Raw genomic sequence first — 17,731 nt, 5'->3', positions numbered from 1 at the left:
CCTGCATCGCGAGCAAGCTTTGCTCCCGCAGCGGTGCGACGTTTCGCCAAATTCCTTCGCCCTTCAGATTCGCTGAGTCTGTAAAACAGGTCATTTCAGCTCATTCCGACTCACCAGCCCGCCTAAATCAGCCTATTACAGCCTCCACGGCCAACCCCTGTCACAGAACCGTCATTCCCCACCCCTAGCGTGCCCTCCCAGTTGCCGGGCCATTGCCTGGCGGATTTCCGGATTCCTGGGGAGGATCACCATGTATCACCGCACAAGCACTGCCGGGCTCGTCGGTTTCACCTTCACCGCGTTGACGATGGCCATTGCCAGCGAACGACTGAGTGCCGCCGAGCAATCGGCCGGCGCCACCGAACACGTTGAAGTGGTCGGCCAGGCGGCGAGTATCGACCAGGCCCTCAAGGAGCAGCGCAGCGCCGACAGCATCAAGAGCGTGGTGCATGCCGACGGCGTGGCGCAGTTGCCCGATGAAAACGTCGCCGAAGCGGTGCAGCGCCTGCCCGGTGTCAGCGTCGAGCGCGACCAGGGCGAAGGCCGCTTTGTCAGCGTGCGCGGCCTGGGGCCGGACCTCAACAGCGTGACCATCAACGGCACGCTGGTGCCAGCCCCGGAAAGCGAGCGTCGCGCCGTTGCCTTGGATGTGTTGCCCTCGGAACTGGTGCAATCGTTATCGGTGATCAAGACCCTGACGCCGGACATGGACGCCAACTCCTTGGGCGGTACGGTGGATGTGAAAAGCCTCTCGGCCTTCGACCACAAGGGCCTGTTCTACACCGGCAGCAGCGAAGCCAGCTATGACAAGAACACCGGCCAGACCAGCCCGAAATTCTCCGGCGCCATCAGCGACCGTTTCAGCCTGGGCGATGGCATCGACAACTTCGGCGTGGCCGCGGCGCTGAGCTGGCAGAAGCGCGACTTCGGTTCGGACAACGTCGAAACCGGCGGTGCCTGGGATTTCGAGCAGGGTTCACGCCTTGAAGAGTTCGAACAGCGCGACTACGACATCCGCCGCGAGCGGGCCGGTGGCGGCTTGAACTTCGACTACAAGCCCGACGACTTCAGCAGCTATTACCTGCGCACGCTGTACAGCCGCTACAAGGACAGCGAAACCCGCAACGCCGCCAGCATCGCCTTCGATGACCCGCAGGCCGCCGGGCAACTGGGGGACGCCGAGGGCGAGCGCAAACTCAAGCAACGTGAAGAAACCCAGGAAATCCAATCCTACGTACTCGGTGGCGAACGCCTGTTCGGGCTCTGGACCCTGAGTGGCCAGGGCGGCTACAGCCAGTCCAGCGAAGACAGCCCCGGCCATATCGCTGGCGCCACCTTCGCAGGCATCGATGGGTTCGACGGCGGTTTCTACGACAACGACAAACCACGGCCGATCATCGGCTCGGGGTTCTACGATCCGGCCAGCTTCAGCCTCGACAAGGTGGATTGGGAGAAACAGAAGACCACCGACACCGAGAAAAACCTGCGCCTGGACCTGGCCCGGGACTACGACTTCAGTGGTTATGCGTCCCAGGTCAAATTCGGTGGCAAAGTCAGCCGGCGGGACAAGGACAACGACCTGGACGCCTGGGTCTACGAGGATTTCGACGACCTGGGTTTCACCGACGAGCAACTGAACCTCGGGCAGTTCCAGAAAGGCACCGTGGACTACCGTCTCGGTCGCTTCGGCCCGGGTATCAGCGCCAATGCCATCAAACAGTTGCTCGGCGGCCTGAACCGCGACGAGTTTTTCGACGAGCAGGAGTCGCGCGTCAACGACTTCAAGATGAGCGAGGACATCAATGCTGCATACCTGATGAACACCGTCGACATCGATGACTGGCGTTTCATCGCCGGCATGCGCTACGAAGGCACCGAATTCGAAGCCAAGGGCACCGGCGCCACCGACGGCGTCTTCACCGATACCGAGACCCGTCGCAAGTATCACCACTGGTTGCCGGGGTTGCATGCGCGCTACCAACTGGACAAGAACACCCAGGTGCGTGCGGCCTGGACCAAGTCCGTGGTGCGTCCAACCTTCGGGCAATTGGCACCAGGCTTTGTCATCGACGATGACGAGGCCACCTTTGGCAACCCGCAGCTCAAGCCGCTGGAGTCGAGCAACCTGGACCTGGGCATCGAGCATTTCATGGGCCACGCCGGCACGGTCTCGGCCTTCGTGTTCTACAAGGACATCAAGCATTTCGTCTACAACACCGACCTGGCCGGCACGGGCGCCTGGACCGATTTCGCAGAAGCCCACAGCTACGCCAACGGCGACAGCGCCAAGCTGTACGGCTTGGAATTGGCCTACTCGCAAAAATTCGACTGGCTGCCGGCGCCCTGGAACGGGCTGCTGTTGGGTGCCAATACCACCTTCAGCCGTTCGGACGCCGAGATCGAGGGGTTTGACCAGGCCAGCGGTACCCAGCGCAAGCGCAGCATTGACCTGCCGAACCAGTCGGACACGGTTGGCAACCTGATGTTGGGTTGGGAAAACGACAAGCTGAGCCTGCGGTTGTCGGCCAACTACAAGTCAGCGTACCTGTTCGAGCTGGCGTCCATCGGCGACCGCGACCATGACCTGCACGTCGATGCCCAGACCTTCGTCGATTTCAGCGCGCGTTATTCGCTGACCAAGAACCTGCAAGTCAGCCTCGAGGCCCAGAACCTCACCGACGAGTCGTACTTCGTCTACACCGGCCATCGCTCCTACAACGGCCAGTACGAAGAGTACGGCCCGACGTACAAGCTGGGGCTGACCTTTACCCATTTCTGAATCGCGAGCCTGATCACTTGTGGCAATAGGATTTGGCTGTGGGAGCAACGCTTGCTCGCGACGAAGACGACACGGGGCTCCCGGAAACCGAGGCGCCTGCATCGCGAGCAAGCGTTGCTCCCGCAGATGAATTTCCTGGCAATAGAAGTGAGCAACAAGCCCGTTTGAGTCTGACTGAATGACAAGGATTTTCCCGTTGAACACGATGTTTTCCTTACCCAAGCGCTACCTGCTGGCGATGGCGATCAGCCTGGCATCAGCCGCCGCCCTGGCGGCCGCCCCGGCGCCCAAGCTAAAGCTGCAACCCTGGTCTCAAGCCGAGCAACTGTCGATCAACGCTCTGGCATTCCTGCCCGGCCCTTCGACGACCGAGCGACTGGCCAGTGCCCGCGAGGGCTTGTTCTTGCTCGATGCCCAGGGTCGCGAACTGACGCGCCTGAAGGGCACCTTCGAAGGTGTCGATAGCCGTGCCCAGGGCGCGAACGTGTTGGTCGCCAGCCTCGACAGCACGCGCCAGCAAGCCCTGATCGTCAGCCTCGATCCACAAAGCCGCCAGTGGGGCACGCCGTTGTACCTGCCCACGCGGGACTTCCCGGTCAACGGTCTGTGCCTGTACCGCGACGAGGCGAGCAACCTGTTTGTGTTCCTGGTGGGGGAAGAGGGCAAGGGCGAGCAATGGTTGGTGGGCAATGGCGAGCGCCTGAGCGACAGCGCGCAACGGGTGCGTGGCCTGCCATTGCCGCCGGATGCCAAGACCTGCCAGGTGCAGGACAGCGCCAATCAATTGTTCGTCAACGAGGAACGGGTGGGTTGGTGGGCCTATCCGGCATCCTCTGAGGCCGAGACCGTGCGGGTGCCCGTGGCGATGCGTGCGCCGTTCGGCGACGTCCAGCAGGCGGCAGGCGCGTTGGCGGTGTTGCCCGGCGGCGTGTTGGGCCTCGATCCCGAGGCTGCGCAGTTGCACCTGTATCAGCAGGACGGCGAGGGCTGGACGTCACGTGCCAAGCTGTCACTGCCGGGCCTGAATGAGCCGGAAAACCTCGCGGCGCGCCTGACGAAAAGCGGCATCGAAGTGCTGCTGCGTGACGATGACGACGGGCACCTGTACCAAGGCGAAATCAACTGGCAACCCACGCCAGTGCCCTTGCCGCCGGTCCTGCCCACGGTGGCCGCCATCGCCCAGAGCGAGCCGGTGGCCCGCCAGGGCGATGCCGCGGATGACCCGGCGATCTGGGTGCATCCGACCACACCGGAGTTGAGCCGGGTGTTGGGCACCAATAAAAAGCAAGGCCTGCTGGCTTACGACCTGCAAGGCAAGCTGCTGCAGGAGCTGCCGGTCGGGCGGCTGAACAACGTCGATGTGCGGGCGAACTTCAAGCTGGGCACGCAAACCGTCGATCTGGCGGTGGCCAGCAACCGTGATCGCAACAGCTTGAGCCTGTTCAGCATCGACCGCGCCAGTGGCGAGTTGCGCGAAGCGGGGGAGATTGCGACGCCATTGAAGGACATCTATGGCATCTGCCTGTTCCAGCCTGCCGACGGTGGGCTGTACGCCTTCGCCAACGGCAAGAATGGGCACTTCGTGCAATACCGCCTCAGCGCGCCGGACGGCGTGGTGCAAGGCCAGTTGGTGCGCCAGTTCAGCGTCGACAGCCAGCCCGAAGGTTGCGTGGCCGATGAGCAGCGCCAGCGCCTGTTTCTCGGTGAGGAAGACGTAGGTGTCTGGGCGGTGGATGCCCGGGCCAATCAACCGGCGACCTTGAGCCGCGTGATCAAGGTTGGCCCGTCGTTGCACGCTGACGTCGAGGGCATGGCCTTGTATCAGGCCAAGGACCGCGACTACCTGGTGATTTCCAGCCAGGGCAACGACAGCTACCTGGTGCTCGATGCCGAGCCTCCGTTCGCCGTGCGGGGTGCGTTCCGAGTCGGCCTGAATGCTGCCGCCGACATTGATGGCGCCTCGGAAACCGATGGCCTGGAGGTGACCTCGGTGAACCTGGGCGGGCCTTGGAGCCAGGGCATGCTGGTGGTCCAGGACGGCCGCAAGCGCATGCCCGAGCAGACCCAGAACTTCAAGTTCGTGCCCTGGACCGATGTGGCGAAAGCCCTGCGTCTGCCTTGAGCGGCGTTGTCATCAGCCGGTCACGAACATTTCATCGAATAACCGCCAGACAGGAGTTTCAACCATGCAAGCCACTTTGGAACACATGACGATCTGGGGCCTGATCAGTGACGCGAGTCTGCTGGTCAAGGCGGTCATGCTCACCTTGCTGCTGGCCTCGCTATTGAGCTGGTACCTGATCATCCAGCGCAGTGCCGTGCTGCAACGCAACGAGCGTCAGCTCAACGGTTTCATGCAACGTTTTCGCAGCACCCAGGACCTGTTGCCCCTGTACCGGGAACACGCACAGGTGCGCGAAGAAGACGGTGGGATCACGCCGATTTTCCAGGCAGGCTTGCTGGCCTTCACTCAGCTCAACCAGCCCTCCAGCACGCCCGAGGTGGTGCTTGAAGGCGTCGAGCGTTCGCTGCAAGTGGCGATCAGCGAACAGGAAGTGCAGCTGGAGAAAGGTTTGCAGTTTCTCGCCACCGTCGGTTCGGTCAGCCCTTACATCGGCCTGTTCGGCACGGTCTGGGGCATCATGAATGCTTTCCTCGGCCTGTCCCAGGTGCAGCAGGCCAGCCTTTCCACCGTGGCGCCGGGCATTGCCGAAGCGTTGATCGCCACGGCCATCGGTTTGTTCGCGGCGATTCCGGCGGTGATTGCCTATAACCGTTTTGCCGCCCGTGGCCAGACCCTGCTGACCCGTTATTACGCGTTTGGCAACGAGCTGCAGGTGCGTCTGCACCGCAAGCTGCACGGTGCCCCGGTGAACCTGGCCTCGGCCGCTTGAAAGGAGAGGACAGATGCTCGTCAAGCCACAACGCAAGCACGGTCCCAAGGCCGAAATGAACGTGGTGCCGTACATCGACGTGATGTTGGTACTGCTGGTGATTTTCATGGTCACCGCGCCGATGCTGACCCAGGGTGTGAAGATCGAACTGCCCAAGGTCGCGAGCCAAGCGCTGGCCACCGACAGTCGCCAGCAAATCCTCACCCTGTCGGTCAAGGCCGAGGGCGGTTACTACTGGAATCTGGGCGGTGAGCTGGACACCCGTCATCAGACCGACAGCGCCGTGGACCTGGAGCAGATGCGTGCCAAGGTGGCGCAGGTCGTGGCCGAGCGCAGCGATACCCAGGTGTACATCCGTGCCGACGATCATGCCGATTACGGCCGGGTCGTCGCGGCCATGGCCGCCTTGCAGCAGGGCGGCGTGAGCAACCTGGGGCTGGTGACCGAGGCGCCGCAATGACGGCGATGATCATGCACAGTTCCTCCTTGAGCGTACCCGCGCCGAGCCGCCACGGTTTTTGGAAAAACAGCCTGGCGGCGGGACTCGCCGTGGCCCTGCACGCCGCGATAGCCGCGTTGTTGGTGTTGGGGTGGAATGTGGAGAAACCCGCCATCGAGCCGCCCCGGGTGTTGCGTACGCAACTGGTGATATTGCCGGTGGCACCGGTGCCCGAAGCGCCTGCGCCGGCGGCTGTCACTCCGGTTGCACCAGCAGCGGCCGAATCTGGCCCGTCCCCCATGGAAGCGCCACGTCCTGCTCCTACCAAGCCGGTGGTGGACCCGCGGGCTCAGGCGCAGAAGCTGGAACAGGCGGCGCTGGCTCGCAAACGGGTCGAGGAGCAGAAACGCGAGCAACAGGCCCAACAGCAGCAGCGCGAACGCCTGGAAAGTGAGCGCCGCCTGCAAGTCGCCGAGCAGCAAGCTGCCGAACAACAACGCCAGGCCCGACAGGCGCAAGCACTCGCCGAGCAACGCCACGCCGAGCAGGCGCGCCAGGCCGCTGCCGACAGCCGCAGCTACCAGCCCCTGAGCAAGCAAGCCCCGGACTATCCGCAGCGTGCCCTGGACAAAGGCCTGGAAGGCGATTGCACGGTGGAGTACAGCGTGATGCCGGACGGGCGGATCGACAGTCCCAAGGTCATCGAGGGTTGCCACCCCTTGTTCATCCGCCCATCCCTGGCCGCTGCACAGACGTTCCGTTATCAGCCGCGAATCATCGATGGCAAGGCGGTGACGGTGCCGGCGGTGCGCAATACCTTTCACTACCGGATCAAATGAAAACAAAGGCCTGGCAAAAAGTACCTGTGGGAGCGAGCTTGCTCGCGATAGCGGTGGACCAGCCGTCATCGATGTTGGCTGGCCTGGCCCTATCGCGAGCAAGCTCGCTCCCACAGCGGTTTGTGTGCGACCACTGGATCGCTCCCAGCACCACCAAGAAGCTCATTCTGGCGCCATCAGGCCTTTACTTGCGGTAATGACTCGGCGCCACGCCCACTTCGCGGCGGAATACCTGGGAGAAGTGACTGGCGCTGCCATAACCGACTTCCAGGCCGACATCGATGATGCTGCGCTCGGTTTCGATCAGCAGTTGCCGGGCCCGGGCCATTCTCAGTTGGATGAAGTACTGCGAGGGTGAGCGCCCGGTGGCGCGTTTGAACAGGCGGCTGAAGTGGTATTCGCTCATGCCGGTGGCCTGGGCCAGGTCACCGAGGCAGAAGGGTTCGGCCAGTCGTTGTTCCATCAGGCCGATGACGCGCTTGAGCTTGAAGGCGGGCAGGGCGTTGCGGCCGGACATGTCCTCGGCCTCGGTATCCACATAATGCCGCGCCAGGTGCACCGCCACGCATTGCGCCACGCCCTGGATCAGCAAGGCACTGGTTTCACCGCGCCGGGTCACTTCCGCCCGAATCTGTTCGAGCAAGGCCGAGAGCACTTCATCCCGCCCGCCAGAGACTTCCCGCAACTGGATCGCGCCGCTACCGCCCGCTTCGGCAATGGCGCGCTCCAGCAACGCCAGGCCCAGGTACACATGCATGACCACGAACGGCTCAGGGCTGGTCACTTGCCAGCGCATTTCATAAGGAACAGGGGAGGTGGTCAGGAAAAAATCCGCGCGGCGCACCGTATTCGCTTCCCACGGCTCCTGGGCGGTGCGCTCCTCGACAATAGCTTCTCCGGACAACACCCAGACAAGCAACGGCTCGGCCACCGCCGGCACGACGATGTGGGCTTCGCTGCGCTCACGAACAAAGATCTCCACCAGGATGTCCTTGCTCGATACGCCGTCTGAGGTGGCCAGGCGTTCGCCGCGAATGTGTGCCTGCAGGCCGCTTGCCGATGTTCGTTCGGTGACTTCCATGCTTCGATGGCCTCGATGAATCGGCCGCCAGGCTAGGCTGGGTCGGCGGCGGGACGGTGCTGACGCAACAGTTCGATCTGCTGGGGCGGGATCAACTCGCGCAACGCTTTATAGAGCGCGCGGGTTTCCAGCAGGTTCCAGATGCGCAGCATGGTTTCCAGCGCATCCAGGGGTTTGCTGATGAAATCCCGGGCGCCGAGGGCCAGGGCCCGCAGGCGCGTATCTCGGGTCGCATCGGCGGTCAGGACCAGGATCGGCAAGTAGTCGTTGGCCGGGATGCGCCGGTTCAGTTGCTCCAGCACGGCAAAGCCGTCGAACGCCGGCATGTGCAGGTCGAGGATGACCAGGTCCGGCTCGAAGCTGTTGAACAGGTCCAGCGTACGCAAAGGCTCGGTGCTGCTCAGCACATTGTGCAGCCCTTCGCGGGCCAGCAGTTGTTCCATCAGGTCCAGGTTGGGGCGCTGATCGTCGACGATCAGAATGCGCAAGTCGCGATTCATGCGGGCTCCGGTAGATAGTGCTCGAGATGGCCCAGAAAGGCCTGGATATGGATAGGTTTGGTCAGGATCGCCGTGGCCCCGGCGTCGCGCAGGGCGCGATGGGTCAGGTCGCTGGCGTCGGCGGTGATCATCAGCACCGGCGTGGCCGCGGTGGCCGGGGACTGGCGCAGGCGCCGCAAGACTTCCAGGCCTTCCAGGTCGGGCAGGGTGACGTCCAGCAGGATCAGTTGTGGCGAGTGCTGGCGGGCGAGGTCCAGGCCCATCTGGCCTTGCATGCTCGATAACAGCTGGATGCCGGGACGGCGCTGCATCAAGGTCTCGATCAGCGCGAGGCTCGACAGGTTGTCCTCGATGCAAAGGATTTTGCCGTGATAGTCCACGGGCGGGCGCGTCACGGCCAGGGCGGCGATGGGGGGCAAATGCGGGCCGATCACCTGGGTGCCAGGCAACTGCAAGGTGAAACAGCAGCCGTGTCCGGGCTCGCTGTGGACCTGCAGGCTGCCCTGCATCATCTCCAGCAGGTTCTTGCTCAAGGACAAGCCAAGGCCGGTGCCTTCGACCTGCGGATCGGCGCCCAGGCGTTCGAAGGGCTTGAACAGTTGATCCAATTGCTCAGGGGCGATGCCATGGCCGGTATCGTGGACGGCGATGCTCACCTGGTGGGCCTGGACGCTGACTTCAATGCGCACCTCACCGCCGGGCCGGTTGTATTTGATGGCGTTGGACAACAGGTTGAGCAACACCTGCACCAGACGCTGGCGGTCGGCCAGCACGCCGCTGTCGTCGGGCAGTGCAGGCAGGTCGACCAAGTGGATCCCGGCATCGGCGGCCATGGGGGAAACCAGCGTCAAGGCTTCGTGCAGCACCGTCGCCAGGGCGATTGGTTCGATGTTCAGGGGCAGGCGTCCGGCCTCGATCCGGGCGATATCCAGCACCTCGTTGATCAACGCCAGCAAGTGCTGGCCGGCCCGCAGGATGTGGCTGACCTGGGGGCGTTGACCGGCGGTGGAGTCCATGTCCAACAGTTGAGCGAAACCCAGGATGGCGTTCAAGGGCGTACGCAGCTCGTGGCTCATGCGCGACAGGAATTCGCTCTTGGCCCGGCTGGCGCTTTCCGCTTCTTCGCGGGCGGTGCGCAGGGCGATTTCGGCGGCGCGCCGGTCGGTGATGTCGCGGGTGATCTTCGAGAAGCCGCGCAGAGCGCCCGTGCCATCGTATTGCGCGGTGATGACCACGCTGGCCCAGAAGCGGCTGCCGTCCTTGCGGCAACGCCAGCCTTCCTCCATGTAATGCCCGTCGCGGGTGGCCTCGCGCAGGGCCATGTCCGGGTGCGCCGGGCATTCCTCGGGCAGGTAGAACAGGGAGAAGTGCCGGCCAAGGATTTCCTGCTCGGTGTAGCCCTTGATCCGCTGCGCGCCGGCGTTCCAGGTGGTGACGTAGCCCTGGGCATCCAGGGCGAAGATCCCGTAGTCCTTCACCCCGTCGATGATCAGCCGCAAGCGCTCTTCGTTATCGCGCAGGGCCCGCTCGCGTTCGGCGAGCAACTGCCCGGCCTCCACCAGGCGCGTGCCGAGCTGGCCGATTTCGTCCTGCTCCGACGGTTGCGGTAGCAAGGGTTGGCCCAAGGCCAGGCGCTGGGCGTTGCCTTGCACCTGCTGGACCCGGGCGACAATGCCCTTGGACAGGAACAGCACTGCGACAATGGCTCCCAGCAACCCGCATACCGCCGCCAGCAATGTGGCGAAAAGCAGGCGCATGCGTGTGGCCGAGGCGGCGGCGCTGCGCTCGGCGAGCAGGCCGTCCTCGCGTATGCGCATGGCGCTGATCTGCTCGCGCAGCACGTCCAGCACCTGCTTGTTTTCGATCAGGATCGCGGTGATGGCCTCGGGGTCGTCACGCTTGCCGTTGCGCAACGCGACCAAGCCGTCGAGCTTGTCGGCGATCAGCGGGGTGATGGTCTTGAGGTGCTCGCGCATCCTGGCATCGCGGATGTTGTGGTCCAGGCGCTGCAACGCCGCATGGATCAGCGGCGTGGCCTGTTCGTAGCTGGGCAGGAAATCTTCGCGCCGGGTCAGCAGATAACCGCGCACGCTGGCCGCCGCCTCGGCCAGCAGGGTATGGACCGTCTGGATATCACCCTGGACGAGCAGGACCCTGCGCACATCCTCTTCGGCCCGTGCGGTCTGGCGTTCGGTGATATAGATCAGCACCAGCGACAGCAGCAGGACCACCAGGGGCAGGGAAATCACCACCAGAGCCTTGCCCCGCAACGGCAGGTCGGCCCAGCGGCGGGCGGCGAGAAACCTCATGGCCATTGCCCGGCGGGTTGCGCCACCAGCCCCAAGGCCACGCCACGCACGGCGGCCTGGGTCCGGTCGGCAGCGCCCAGTTTGCCGATGACGCGCTCGACGTGGGCCTTGGCCGTGCCGGGTGCGATGCGCAGCTTTTCACCGATCTCACGATTGCTGAAGCCACCGGCCACCAGCCCCAATACCTGACGCTCACGGGCGGTCAGGGCCTGGACCTGGGGGGCGCCACTAGCACCGCGTTCAGCCATGCGTCGCAGCAGGCGCGCGCTGACGGAGCTGTTCAGCGCCTCGTCGCCCTGGGCGACCCGTTTGAGGGCGTCGAGCACTTCATCGCGGCTGGCATCCTTGAGCAAGTAGCCGACCGCGCCCGCGCCGATGGCGGCTTCGAGGTGGTCGGGGCTGTCATCCATGGTGAAGATCACCACTTTGATCCCGGGCTGGCGCTGCTGCAGGATCCGCGCCGCGCCGAGGCCGTTGAGGACCGGCATACGGATGTCGAGAATCGCGATGTCCGGTTGTAGCCGCTCGCACAGGTCGAGAGCCTCCTGGCCGTCGCTGGCCTGGCCGACGACCTCGAACCCCGGGCTGTCGGCGAGCATGCTGATAAACCCGGTGCGGGTGACTTCATGGTCATCGGCCAGCAGTAGACGCAAAGGACGGTTCATGGCTGTACTCCGGCGGCCGGTAGCGGCACGCTGGCCAGCAAGCGGGTTCCCGCGCCGGGTTGGCTGCAACAGGCCAGGTAGCCGCCCAGCAGGTTGGCGCGTTCCTGCATGGCGGCCAGCCCCAGGTGGCAACTGCCGTTGGTCTCGATGGGTTGCTCCAGGGCAAAGCCACGGCCATCGTCTTCTACCCGCAGGCTGGCTTGGCCATCTTCCACCGCCAACCCCAGGCCCACGTGGTGGGCCTGGGCGTGCTTGAGTATGTTGTTGATGCCTTCCTGGGCAATGCGAAACAGGGCGATCTCGGTGTTGCCCGGCAGGCGTGCGCTGCTGTGTTCGGCCCAGCTCACGGTCAGGCCCGCGTCACGCAGGCGGTCGGCCTCCTTGTCGACGGCTTTGTACAGGCCGAAATCATCCAACACGTGGGGGCGCAGGCCGCCGATCAGTTGCCGGCCCTCGCCGACGCAGCCTTGGGCCAGGTCGAGGATGGCTTGCAACTCGCTCGCCAGCGCCGGTGGTAGCGACGGGCAACGACCGGCGAACCCCTGCAAGCGCTGGTGCAAACCGGCCAGGTTCTGCGCCAGGCCGTCATGCAGGTCGTAGGCCACGCGCTTGCGTTCGTCTTCCTGGGCGCTGAACAAGCGGTGGACCAGCTCGGACATGGTCCGTTCGCGGGCCTGTAGCGCTTCGACCAGACGGCTGTTCTCCAGGTGCGCGGCCAACAGCGTCGCCAGCAATTGCAGCGACTCGATGTCTTCGTGATCTGGCGCGCCGAGGGCGACGCTGTTGCCCAGCAGCAACGCCCCGAACGCCACGCCATCGGAGGTACGCAACGGAATCCGCAGGACCTGGGGCAGGGCGCTGTCGGGAGACTCCAGCCAATTCGGGCCGGGCGTCTGCGGCTGGGCCAGGTTGGCGAGCAAGTCGACGCGTTCCGCGCTGCCATGACTGGCGAGGGTGCGCAGCGTGTTGTCCGGCGCCCACTCCAGCAACAGGCCATGGTCCATCGCCATGAAGGCGCACGCTCGTTGCAGCGCGCGCTGACGCATGGCTGACAGTGGCAACTGCGTCAGTTCGTGGCCGGTGCCCAGCAGCAGGCCCAGGCGCGCGGCACGGCTTTGGGATTGGCGATACTGGCTGCGGATGGCCAGGGCGCTGCCGGGATCATGGGGCGGGCTTTGCATGGGGAGCTCCAGCATGGAAAAAGGTCGGACGGTTCGCGGTGATGCCATTAGACCGTGTCACCGGCACCGGGCCTATCTGCCGAATGGCATAGGCGATTGGCTCCGGTTGGCCGATGGCGAGCGCCGAGAAGGTCGGCAAAGTGGGCTCATTGAAACCCAAAGGAGTCTTCTGATGAAAATGAAAACCTGTGTCATTGCTGCTTTTTTCCTGCTGAGCGCGCCGCTTGTCCAGGCTGTCGAGGCCACACCCTACGTGTATCGCACAGTGGCCGAGCAGCCCAAGAATGTGAACGACCGGGAGATCGCCGCACTGTTCGACCGCTGGAACGCCGCGCTGCAAACCGGTAGCGCCACCGCCGTGACCGGCCTCTATGCCCCGGATGCGATTTTGCAACCAACGGTTTCCAACAAGGTGCGCAACACGCCGGCGCAGATCCAGGATTACTTCGAGCATTTCCTGGCCGCCAAGCCGGTCGGGCAAATCAACTACCGGGAAATCCGTCACCTGGGTCCCGACGCGGCGATGGACAGTGGTGTCTATACCTTCACGCTGACCCAGGCCGACGGTTCCAAGCGCGAAGTCCAGGCGCGCTACACCTTCCTCTATGAGCGCCTCGATGGTCAGTGGAAGATCATCAACCACCACTCTTCGGCCATGCCGGAAGTGCCGAAGACCTTGCACGCCAGTCACTGAGAGTACGGGTCGCAAAAGACCTGCCTGTGGGAACGAGCTTGCTCGCGATGGCGGTATGTCAGAACCATAGAGGCTGACTGATACTCCGCTATCGCGAGCAAGCTCGCTCTCACAGGGCTCTCGATCAATTCCATCCCCGTTTTTAGACATCCTTTGCATAAACAACTTGGATTCCTGCACGAACATTAATTAGAATCAGTCTCATTTGAGATTTTGCGCAGGCTTCTGGACATGTGTGATGCAGTTACGCCGACGGAGCAATCCCTCCATGCGTTGTACCGTGACCACGGGAGTTGGCTGGAAGGCTGGTTGCGACGGCGCATGGGCAATGCCTGGGATGCGGCGGATCTGCGCCAGGATACCTTCCTGAGGGTGCTTGCCAGCTCCCAGACCCTGGCGGACCTGCAAGAACCCAGGGCTTATCTGCTGACCGTCGGTAAACGCCTGCTGAGCAACTTCTACACCCGACGCAATCTGGAGCAGGCGTATCTCGACGCCTTGGCGAACCTGCCTGAAGCCTGCGCACCGTCTCCGGAACAGCGTTGGCTGCTGCTGGAAACCCTGCAAGCCCTGGACGAATTGCTCGATGGCCTGCCGCCCTTGGTGCGGCGGGCTTTTTTATGGAGCCAGCTCGAAGGCCTGGGTTATCGCGAGATCGCCGAGCGCCTGCACGTGTCCGAGCGCACCGTGAAGCGCTACATGGCCCAGGCTTATGAGCATTGCCTGTTGGTGGACTTCTGATGCCCTCGGCACCATCGCCTGAAGTTCGTGAAGCGGCACGGGCGGCGGCCCGCTGGTTGACCCTGATGGAATTCGAGGGGGACGCGTTCGACTCGGCGGCCCTGCAACGCTGGCGCGACAGCAGCGCGCACCACGAGGCGGCCTGGCAGAAGGCCCAACGATTACGCCAGCGCTTTGCCGGGGTGCCAGCCTCCCTGGGCATGGCAGCCCTGGACCGCCCGACACTGGCTCGGCGTGCGGTGCTCAAACGTGCATTGGGCGTCGCCGCATTGGTCCCGACCGCCTGGCTGCTGGGACGGGAGCTGCCGCTGGAGGTCTGGCGCGCTGATTTGCACACCGCCACGGGCGAGCAACGGCGCTGGTCGCTGATCGATGGCAGTGCGCTGCAACTGAACACCGACAGCGCCGTCGACCTGGACCTCCAGGCACGGCGCCTGGTGCTGGTGCGCGGCGAGATCGCGCTCAAACTCGCCGGGAGCACGCCGCTGTCCGTTGAGTCACCCTATGGGCTCATCACGCTCCATCGTGGCGAAGTCTGCCTGCGCTTGGGTGAGGGCGACTGCCGGGTGTCGGTGGTCAGCGGTTCGGCCCAACTGCAGCCTCTGCATGGGCCATCGCTGAGTTTGCAAGAGGGCCAACAGGTCAACGTCCAGGCCTCAGGCTCGGGGCCGGTGCGGGCGTTCGACGTGGCACAACTGGGCTGGCGTGACGGGGTACTGGTGGCGCAGGACCAGCCGCTGGGGCAATTCCTGCGGGAACTGAGCCGCTATCGCCCCGGCGTGCTGCGCTGGGACGACACCTTGGAACCGCTGCGAATCACCGGCAGCTTCCGCCTGGACAACACCGATCGAATCCTCACGCTGCTTGCCGCCAGCCTGCCGCTGGAGGTGCACATGCGTACCCGTTATTGGGTCACGTTGACGCTTCGTCAAACTCTGGCCTGAGGCTTGCGGTAACCCCCTGTGGCGAAGGAGCTTGCTCCCGCTGGGTTGCGTAGCAACCCCAAACCCGCCACCGCGGTGTGTCAGGTTGATCCAGTCTGCCTCGTTGGGGGCGCTGCGCACCCCAGCGGGAGCAAGCTCCCTCGCCACGGGGTTTGAGGTCTGATCCCATTTTTTTGTCCCCTTTTTTTGTTTCGCTTGTCATTCAAGGCAACTGAACAAAAACGAGAGCGCTTTCCAATGTCCGCAGTTGTCCCTTTGCGTATGCGCCCGGCCTTTGCCGGCCGGCGTCCGCTGTTGAACCTGAGCCTCCTGCTGAGCCTGGGTGCCAGCCCATTCTTCATGTCATCGAGCCTGGCCGAAGAAACCGCCCGGCGCAGTTATCAGGTGCCGGCCGGCAGTCTCAGTGCGGCGCTGACCCGGTTTGCCGGGTTGGCGGGGGTCAACCTGTCGGTGGATCCGGCCTTGGTGAACGGGCGCAACAGCGCCGGGCTTTCGGGGGAGTATGGGGTGGAAGAGGGGTTTGCCCGGTTGTTGCGGGGTTCGGGCCTGCAATTGCAGCCGGTGGGGGAGCAGGCCTACATCCTGATGCCGGCGCCAGAAAGCGGCAGCTTGCAACTGGAACCCACGTCGATTCTCGGTGCCACGGCTTCGACGGACAGCCCAGTGTATGCCGGCGGTCAGGTGGCACGGCGTGGTTCGCAAGGCTTGCTGGGTTCGCGGGATTTCATGGAAACGCCGTTCAGCATGACCACCTACACCAGCACAACGGTCAAGAACCAGCAGGCGCGAACCCTGGGCGACCTGATCGCCAGCGACCCCTCAGTCCGCACCACCAACCCGGCGGGTGGACGCTATGAGCAGTTCACCATTCGCGGTTTCAGCCTGTTCAACAGCGATGTTGCCTACAACGGTCTCTACGGCATCCTGCCGACGTACACGATCGACATGGAGATGGCCGAACGCGTCGACATCCTCAAGGGCCCGAGCCAGCTCATCAACGGTATCTCGCCGCGTGGCAGCGTGGGGGGCGGGATCAACGTGGTGCCCAAGCGCGCCACCGACAAGCCCATCACCTCGTTCACCGGCAGCTATGCCTCCAATAACCAGCTTGGCGGGGCGGTGGATGTCGGTCGGCGCTTTGGTGAAGAAGACATGTTCGGGATTCGTTTCAATGGCGTGAAACAGGCGGGCGACACCGAATGGGATCACCAGAGCGTGGATCGCGAGATGGCGGTGCTGGGTCTGGATTTTCGCGGTGAACGCCTGCGACTCTCGACGGACATCGGCCACACCGAACGCAACACCGACGCGCCCCAGGAACGCGTGCAGGTCGGTGTCAATGCCCAGATCCCTCACGCCAGTGATGTGCGCGACAACTACGCCCAGTCGTGGAGCAAGGCGCGCACCCAGGACACTTTTGGCACGGTGAACGCTGAGTTCGATGTCAGTGATTCGGTGATGCTGTACGGCGGCGTTGGCGAGCGCAAAAGCGACCACGATTTCCTTCGGCACAACGTTTCGGTGACCAACGACGCAGGGGATTTCACTGTCCAGCCCCGTGACTTTACCCGGGAAGAAAATGTCCGCACGGCCACGGCCGGGATGCGCAACTGGTTCCATACCGGTCCGGTGAGCCATGAGGTCAACCTGGCGGCCAGCTATTTCTACATGGATTTCGAAAATGGCGGCGCCCGTTACGCCAACGGTCGCAGCAACCTGTATGACCCGGTGCAGACCCCGACGCCGAGCAACCCGACCCGACAGGACGACAAGGTCTACACCGAGAACCGCTTCAGTGGCGTGGCGCTGTCCGACACCCTGGGGTTGTTCGAGGATCGCTTGCTGCTGACCCTCGGCGCCCGTTGGCAACGGGTGAAGGTTGATGACTGGACGAATAACGTCAAGGGCGACACCGCCTACGATGAGGAAAAGGTTTCGCCCTCGGGCGGCATCCTGTTCAAGGCGACTGACAAGCTGTCGCTGTACGCCAACTACATGGAAGGCCTGAGCCAGGGCAAGATCGCGCCGTCGACGTCGGTGAACGAGGATGAGATTTTCCCGCCGTTCATCAGCCGTCAGGTCGAGGTGGGCGCCAAATATGACGCCGGCCCGTTCGCCGTCACCGCCGCGGTGTTCCGGATCAAGCAGCCGGCTTACGCAACCGATGCCACGACACGCGTCTTCGGCCCGAACGGTAAGCGTGAAAACACCGGCGTGGAGTTGAGTGTGTTTGGCGAGCCACTGAAGGGAACCCGCTTGCTCGGTGGCGTGATGTTCATCGACAGTGAACTGACTGACACCACCGACGGCAGTTTCGATGGCAACCGCGCACCGGCCACGCCGAAGTACAACGTCAACCTCGGCGCCGAATGGGACGTGCCAACGGTACAGGGCCTGACCTTGACCAGTCGCGGCATTTATTCCAGCTCGCAGTACCTGGACCAGTCCAACACCAAGGCAATCGATGCCTGGACGCGCTTCGATGTGGGGGCCCGCTACGGGTTCAAGGTCGACGAAAAAAACATCACCCTGCGGGCCAACATCGAAAACGTGGCGGACAAGCGCTACTGGAGTTCGGCCGGCGCGTCGGATGACAGTGAGCCGGGCTTGACGCTGTCGACCCCGCGCACCTACCTGCTTTCCGCGACGGTGGATTTCTAGACCG

General features: G+C 63.8%; 14 protein-coding genes. 9 read left to right on the top strand and 5 right to left on the bottom strand.

Annotated features, from left to right (window positions below):
• The first annotated feature begins 250 nt into the window (after nt 1–250).
• From AC515T_RS15200 to AC515T_RS15180, 5 genes are all read left to right on the top strand, one after another.
• Nucleotides 251–2,779: a TonB-dependent receptor gene (locus tag AC515T_RS15200; RefSeq protein WP_496528966.1), complete on the top strand. Its 2,529-nt coding sequence runs from the start codon at nt 251–253 to the stop codon at nt 2,777–2,779.
• A 196-nt stretch (nt 2,780–2,975) separates the two neighbouring features.
• Nucleotides 2,976–4,901 (top strand): phytase, encoded by a 1,926-nt coding sequence (locus AC515T_RS15195; protein WP_496528965.1) that lies wholly within the window; start codon nt 2,976–2,978, stop codon nt 4,899–4,901.
• Between the two features lie 64 nt (nt 4,902–4,965).
• Complete coding sequence (tolQ, locus tag AC515T_RS15190; RefSeq protein WP_496528964.1) at nt 4,966–5,673, top strand: protein TolQ; 708 nt, start codon at nt 4,966–4,968, stop codon at nt 5,671–5,673.
• 13 nt (nt 5,674–5,686) lie between these two features.
• Nucleotides 5,687–6,133, top strand: coding sequence for a protein TolR (tolR, locus tag AC515T_RS15185; protein WP_092164437.1), 447 nt, complete (start codon nt 5,687–5,689; stop codon nt 6,131–6,133).
• Nucleotides 6,130–6,951, top strand: coding sequence for an energy transducer TonB (locus AC515T_RS15180; RefSeq protein WP_496528963.1), 822 nt, complete (start codon nt 6,130–6,132; stop codon nt 6,949–6,951). The genes tolR and AC515T_RS15180 overlap by 4 nt, the downstream gene beginning before the upstream one ends.
• 184 nt (nt 6,952–7,135) lie before the next feature.
• On the opposite strand, the gene AC515T_RS15175 is transcribed toward AC515T_RS15180, so the two are convergent.
• Genes AC515T_RS15175 through AC515T_RS15155 form a run of 5 tightly spaced genes read right to left on the bottom strand, consistent with a single transcriptional unit; the run spans nt 7,136 to nt 12,687 of the window.
• Entirely contained in the window at nt 7,136–8,032 is an 897-nt protein-coding gene (locus AC515T_RS15175) for a helix-turn-helix domain-containing protein (protein WP_496528962.1), read from the bottom strand.
• Nucleotides 8,033–8,064: 32 nt separating this feature from the next.
• On the bottom strand, nt 8,065–8,532 hold the full coding sequence (locus AC515T_RS15170) for a response regulator (protein ID WP_496528961.1): 468 nt from the start codon (nt 8,530–8,532) through the stop codon (nt 8,065–8,067).
• The gene (locus tag AC515T_RS15165) at nt 8,529–10,841 is read right to left on the bottom strand and encodes an ATP-binding protein (protein ID WP_496528960.1); all 2,313 of its coding nucleotides are present in this window, start codon (nt 10,839–10,841) and stop codon (nt 8,529–8,531) included. The genes AC515T_RS15170 and AC515T_RS15165 overlap by 4 nt, the downstream gene beginning before the upstream one ends.
• Nucleotides 10,838–11,506: a response regulator gene (locus tag AC515T_RS15160; RefSeq protein ID WP_496528959.1), complete on the bottom strand. Its 669-nt coding sequence runs from the start codon at nt 11,504–11,506 to the stop codon at nt 10,838–10,840. Before AC515T_RS15160 ends, AC515T_RS15165 begins: the two co-directional genes overlap by 4 nt.
• A complete protein-coding gene (locus tag AC515T_RS15155) occupies nt 11,503–12,687 on the bottom strand; it encodes a sensor histidine kinase (protein WP_496528958.1) in 1,185 nt (394 codons plus the stop codon). Before AC515T_RS15155 ends, AC515T_RS15160 begins: the two co-directional genes overlap by 4 nt.
• 172 nt (nt 12,688–12,859) lie before the next feature.
• Between AC515T_RS15155 and AC515T_RS15150 the strand changes: the two genes are divergently transcribed.
• From AC515T_RS15150 to AC515T_RS15135, 4 genes are all read left to right on the top strand, one after another.
• The gene (locus AC515T_RS15150) at nt 12,860–13,381 is read left to right on the top strand and encodes an SgcJ/EcaC family oxidoreductase (RefSeq protein ID WP_496528957.1); all 522 of its coding nucleotides are present in this window, start codon (nt 12,860–12,862) and stop codon (nt 13,379–13,381) included.
• Between the two features lie 231 nt (nt 13,382–13,612).
• Nucleotides 13,613–14,122: a sigma-70 family RNA polymerase sigma factor gene (locus AC515T_RS15145; protein ID WP_496528956.1), complete on the top strand. Its 510-nt coding sequence runs from the start codon at nt 13,613–13,615 to the stop codon at nt 14,120–14,122.
• Complete coding sequence (locus AC515T_RS15140) at nt 14,122–15,066, top strand: FecR domain-containing protein (protein WP_496528955.1); 945 nt, start codon at nt 14,122–14,124, stop codon at nt 15,064–15,066. Before AC515T_RS15145 ends, AC515T_RS15140 begins: the two co-directional genes overlap by 1 nt.
• Before the next feature lie 237 nt (nt 15,067–15,303).
• Nucleotides 15,304–17,727: a TonB-dependent siderophore receptor gene (locus tag AC515T_RS15135; RefSeq protein WP_496528954.1), complete on the top strand. Its 2,424-nt coding sequence runs from the start codon at nt 15,304–15,306 to the stop codon at nt 17,725–17,727.
• The last annotated feature ends 4 nt before the right edge of the window (nt 17,728–17,731 follow it).

Source organism: Pseudomonas sp. FSO-7 (assembly GCF_059579345.1).
This window is presented reverse-complemented; position numbering and strand designations above follow the sequence as displayed.

What these genes read in the sequence shown, in the direction of transcription:
- AC515T_RS15200 (WP_496528966.1), top strand. Translation starts at nt 251, where the DNA reads ATGTATCACCGCACAAGCACTGCCGGGCTCGTCGGTTTCACCTTCACC.
- tolQ (WP_496528964.1), top strand. Translation starts at nt 4,966, where the DNA reads ATGCAAGCCACTTTGGAACACATGACGATCTGGGGCCTGATCAGTGAC.
- tolR (WP_092164437.1), top strand. Translation starts at nt 5,687, where the DNA reads ATGCTCGTCAAGCCACAACGCAAGCACGGTCCCAAGGCCGAAATGAAC.
- AC515T_RS15180 (WP_496528963.1), top strand. Translation starts at nt 6,130, where the DNA reads ATGACGGCGATGATCATGCACAGTTCCTCCTTGAGCGTACCCGCGCCG.
- AC515T_RS15175 (WP_496528962.1), bottom strand. Translation starts at nt 8,032, where the DNA reads ATGGAAGTCACCGAACGAACATCGGCAAGCGGCCTGCAGGCACACATT.
- AC515T_RS15170 (WP_496528961.1), bottom strand. Translation starts at nt 8,532, where the DNA reads ATGAATCGCGACTTGCGCATTCTGATCGTCGACGATCAGCGCCCCAAC.
- AC515T_RS15165 (WP_496528960.1), bottom strand. Translation starts at nt 10,841, where the DNA reads ATGAGGTTTCTCGCCGCCCGCCGCTGGGCCGACCTGCCGTTGCGGGGC.
- AC515T_RS15160 (WP_496528959.1), bottom strand. Translation starts at nt 11,506, where the DNA reads ATGAACCGTCCTTTGCGTCTACTGCTGGCCGATGACCATGAAGTCACC.
- AC515T_RS15155 (WP_496528958.1), bottom strand. Translation starts at nt 12,687, where the DNA reads ATGCAAAGCCCGCCCCATGATCCCGGCAGCGCCCTGGCCATCCGCAGC.
- AC515T_RS15150 (WP_496528957.1), top strand. Translation starts at nt 12,860, where the DNA reads ATGAAAATGAAAACCTGTGTCATTGCTGCTTTTTTCCTGCTGAGCGCG.
- AC515T_RS15145 (WP_496528956.1), top strand. Translation starts at nt 13,613, where the DNA reads ATGTGTGATGCAGTTACGCCGACGGAGCAATCCCTCCATGCGTTGTAC.
- AC515T_RS15140 (WP_496528955.1), top strand. Translation starts at nt 14,122, where the DNA reads ATGCCCTCGGCACCATCGCCTGAAGTTCGTGAAGCGGCACGGGCGGCG.
- AC515T_RS15135 (WP_496528954.1), top strand. Translation starts at nt 15,304, where the DNA reads ATGTCCGCAGTTGTCCCTTTGCGTATGCGCCCGGCCTTTGCCGGCCGG.